The sequence below is a fragment of the Pseudanabaena sp. 'Roaring Creek' genome (genome assembly GCF_001402795.1).
In the GTDB taxonomy this organism is placed as follows: Bacteria; Cyanobacteriota; Cyanobacteriia; order Pseudanabaenales; family Pseudanabaenaceae; genus Pseudanabaena.
The window spans coordinates 1-3518 of record NZ_LIRE01000577.1 but is presented as its reverse complement, the minus strand read 5'-3'; the positions used below and the strand labels follow the sequence as shown (position 1 = coordinate 3518).

4 protein-coding genes are annotated in these 3518 nt (G+C 42.4%); 2 read left to right on the top strand and 2 right to left on the bottom strand.

Features of this window, described 5'->3' with window-relative positions; translation table 11 throughout:
• Positions 1-126: 126 nt before the first annotated feature.
• Positions 127-1254 (top strand): aldo/keto reductase, encoded by a 1128-nt coding sequence (locus tag AC805_RS16570; RefSeq protein ID WP_009629470.1) that lies wholly within the window; start codon positions 127-129, stop codon positions 1252-1254.
• A gap of 361 nt (positions 1255-1615) precedes the next feature.
• Positions 1616-2107: a YajQ family cyclic di-GMP-binding protein gene (locus AC805_RS16565; protein WP_055076439.1), complete on the top strand. Its 492-nt coding sequence runs from the start codon at positions 1616-1618 to the stop codon at positions 2105-2107.
• Positions 2108-2160: 53 nt separating this feature from the next.
• Here AC805_RS16565 and AC805_RS16560 read toward each other — a convergent pair whose 3' ends face one another.
• Both AC805_RS16560 and AC805_RS16555 read right to left on the bottom strand, forming a co-directional pair.
• A complete protein-coding gene (locus AC805_RS16560; protein ID WP_055076438.1) occupies positions 2161-2643 on the bottom strand; it encodes a DUF4079 domain-containing protein in 483 nt (160 codons plus the stop codon).
• Positions 2644-2765: 122 nt separating this feature from the next.
• Positions 2766-3251: an MEKHLA domain-containing protein gene (locus AC805_RS16555; protein ID WP_055076437.1), complete on the bottom strand. Its 486-nt coding sequence runs from the start codon at positions 3249-3251 to the stop codon at positions 2766-2768.
• Between the last annotated feature and the right edge of the window lie 267 nt (positions 3252-3518).

Below are 3518 nucleotides of genomic sequence, written 5' to 3'. Positions count from 1 at the left end.
CTTTGGGGCTTTATGTCCTGATACAGTTGGCGGCAGCTATATATCCTCATGGGATAAACAGATATAGGGACACTAAGCGTCCCTATATCTGTTTTGGGTAAGATAATTATATTTAGTGGACAGACTATGCGATATCGTCGTTTTGGCAAAACTGAAATGCTCCTATCGGTATTTTCCTTGGGAGCAATGCGCTATTTGGAATCGGCAGAGAATGCCCATAAAACCATTTTGCGGGCTTTAGAAGTGGGGATCAATCATATTGAAACAGCCCAAGGCTACGGTAAAAGCGAAGAATTCATTGGCAAAGCGATGCAAAATGGATTGAAGGCAAGGCGCGATCGCTTTTACCTAACTACCAAAATATCGCCAACTAAGGATGCTGACTCCATGCGTCGCCAGATCGAGCAGTCCTTAAAAAGAATGAACGTGGACTATATCGATAACTTTGATATTCATGGAATTAATCTATACGAACATCTCGAATTAGTAAAAAATCCTCAAGGCTGTATGAAAGCGGTCAGAGAAGCGATCGATCAAAAGATAATCGGTCATGTAGGATTTTCTACCCATGCGCCCCTTGAGGTTATTCTCGACACAATTGAGACGGATTTATTTGAGTCGGTCAATTTACATTATTACTACTTCAATCAGCGCAATGCTCCTGCGGTACAGCTTGCCCATGAAAAAGATATGGGCGTATTTATCATCTCGCCATCCGATAAAGGAGGAATGCTCTATAATCCTTCCGAAGAATTAACGGGGGTTAGTTATCCCTTTACGGCTTTATATATGGGCGATCGCTTTCTGCTCAGCGATCCGCGCGTTCATACTCTCAGCCTCGGTGCTGCTAACCCTGCCGAAATTGATTCCCATCAAGATGCATGGGATCACGATGAACCAATGTCAGAGTTAGAGCAAGCCGTACTCGATTGCATGAATCGTCGCTATAGCTTCTTAGAAAACGATCTCTGTTCCCAATGCTATAAATGTTTGCCCTGTCCTGAAGGGATTAATATTCCTGAGGTTTTAAGGCTAAGGAATTTAGCGATCGGCTTTGATATGGTGGAATTTGGCAAGTATCGTTACAAAATGTTTGAAAATGCGGGACATTGGTTTCCAGGGAATAAAGCAATTCGCTGTACAGATTGCGGTGATTGCTTGCCGCGTTGCCCAGAGAATTTAGATATTCCGAGACTGTTACGCGACACCCACGATCGCTTAAGCGGACAGGAAGGAAAACGCCTTTGGGAATAGATTGTAACCAATTAATATAGCTGCCGTCAGCCATATTATGAAAAATCAAAACCCAAAAGAGAAATGCGGCGCGAAGCGCCGCATTTCTCTTTTGGGTTTTACACTTAGCAGCAGCTACTCCCTTCCCGCTATAAAATTAGACATTAAAAACCAAGAATTAGCGTTGCGGCGCGAAGCGCCGCAATGTCTAATTCTTCACTAGGAAGGGAGTATAGGTGAGAAATCTCTGAGGGGCTGGGATTCTTAACCGTTAATTTTTTGGTATCCTAGATATCTATTTAGATCGAATTAGATCGAAGAGGTTGGGGCGCAAGCGCCCCAACCTCTTCTCAGCAAATTGTATAATACCCAGACTAAACCTATGGCATCTAGCTATTCTTTCGATATTGTTAGCGATTTCGATCATCAAGAACTGGTCAATGCGATCGATCAAACTCGCCGTGAAATTGTCAGTCGTTATGACTTAAAAAACACAAAAACCGAAGTGGAGCTTGAAAAAGAATTAATAACCATTAACACTAACAGTGAAATGACCCTCACGGCTGTAGTTGATGTGATGCAGTCTAAGGCAATTAAGCGAGGATTATCCTTAAAAATCTTTGACTATGGAGAAATTGAATCGGCAAGCGGAAATCGCGTAGTTCAGAAAATTAATCTTAAAAAAGGAATCGAGCAGGAGCAAGCAAAAAAACTTTCTAAGCTTATTCGCGATAGCTTTCCTAAATGTCAAGCTTCAATTCAAGGTGATGCGCTGCGGGTTACTTCTAAATCAAAAGATGAACTTCAAGAAATCATTCAACTTGTAAAAGCAGAGGATTTCCCCCTCGCTTTACAGTTTACGAACTATCGCTAATTGCGGTTTAAAAAAGAAGGACGTTATGCGCCCTTCTTTTTCTTGTGGGCAGTTTAGGAAGCTTTAGACATTTGCTCTAAAATTCTCTGCACAATTTCAAAGCCAGTTAAGGTCTGCCAGACAAAAACACCAAGGAGCAAGACGTTTACGGAAATATGCGTAATTCTTGCCCAGTCCTTACCCTTTTGGAGTAAGGGGGCGAATGCTGTTGATATAGCTGCCAAAAAGACTAGACCCAAACCTGCAATGAGATGAGCGCCAACAAATAGCTTGCCATTGTTACTATAGGTCACAGCCATACCGCCGATCGCTCCTGCCACCATCAATACTAAAAATATCGATCCGAGGTTATGGTGGAGAAGATTGTAGCGTTTGGAGATTAGCGCCTTTTTTTCTTCACCTTCAGTACTGCGGATTCTACGGTATTGCCAGCCAGTGTAACCCGCATAGATTGCTAAAAACAGGGTTAAAAGCATCAGGAGTGGATGAGCAAAAGTCACCACGGTTTTCAATGGTTCGGTGATTGCGATCGTCATAAAATTTGGTGAGGTATCTATTAGAACGAGACTTATGAAGATTTCGCAGCAAATCTTTGCGAATCTTTAATAATTTTAATATGATTGTCCCCATTTAGTAAAAGTGCTGCTTCGTAAAGGATTTAGGCGATCGCTTCCCAGTTAGCAAAAGTTGCGGCTTGCCCCCACAATTTATTGTTTTTGTCCACCACGTTCCAGATAATTGCCCGATCGATATAAAAGCGATCGCCATTACTCGCAATCCTGATGCCGCGATAGTTGCTAATGTAGCCCTGCGATTTTGCCTGTGCTAATAGTTGTTCTCTTTCACTGCGTTCTATTGGTTCGGCTGTGTAGCGTGATGGCGTTGAGGTTAGGGTTTGCCAATCCATTTTCCAGAGATCGAGGGCTTTTTGATTTCCATAGTTTAGAATTGGATCGGCTTGCGTGCCGTGGGAAACAACCACAAAATTAGCATTAAATAATGAATTCGCAATTTCCAATGGCGATTGGCGATCGGCAATGGGGATGAGGTCGTTACCTGTCCAATGATGAAAGCTATAAAGCAATAATTGGATATGTGCTAATAGTTCTGTTTGTAACCAAGGTTCCGATTTATTTATACTCATAATTTGTCTGCCAAGCGATCGCTACCGCTATAATACCAATTCACGAAAGTGTGACAACACTTTTGTGAATTATAGCTATCGCCAAATGTACTAGGACATAAACCCCAAGAATTGACGGGCGGCGCTTCGCGCCGCCCGTCAATTCTTGGGGTTTGATTTGTCCTAATTCAAGTGACTGTAGCTATAAAAACCAAACCCAGCAAGGGTTTTCAAAGCTCGAAATGGCTATGCCATTTTGAGCTTTGGTATAATATCGCCTACGCTTGA

Bases quoted from the DNA above. Each gene is read 5' to 3' on its own strand.
- AC805_RS16570 (WP_009629470.1), top strand. From the start codon at position 127: ATGCGATATCGTCGTTTTGGCAAAACTGAAATGCTCCTATCGGTATTT.
- AC805_RS16565 (WP_055076439.1), top strand. From the start codon at position 1,616: ATGGCATCTAGCTATTCTTTCGATATTGTTAGCGATTTCGATCATCAA.
- AC805_RS16560 (WP_055076438.1), bottom strand. From the start codon at position 2,643: ATGACGATCGCAATCACCGAACCATTGAAAACCGTGGTGACTTTTGCT.
- AC805_RS16555 (WP_055076437.1), bottom strand. From the start codon at position 3,251: ATGAGTATAAATAAATCGGAACCTTGGTTACAAACAGAACTATTAGCA.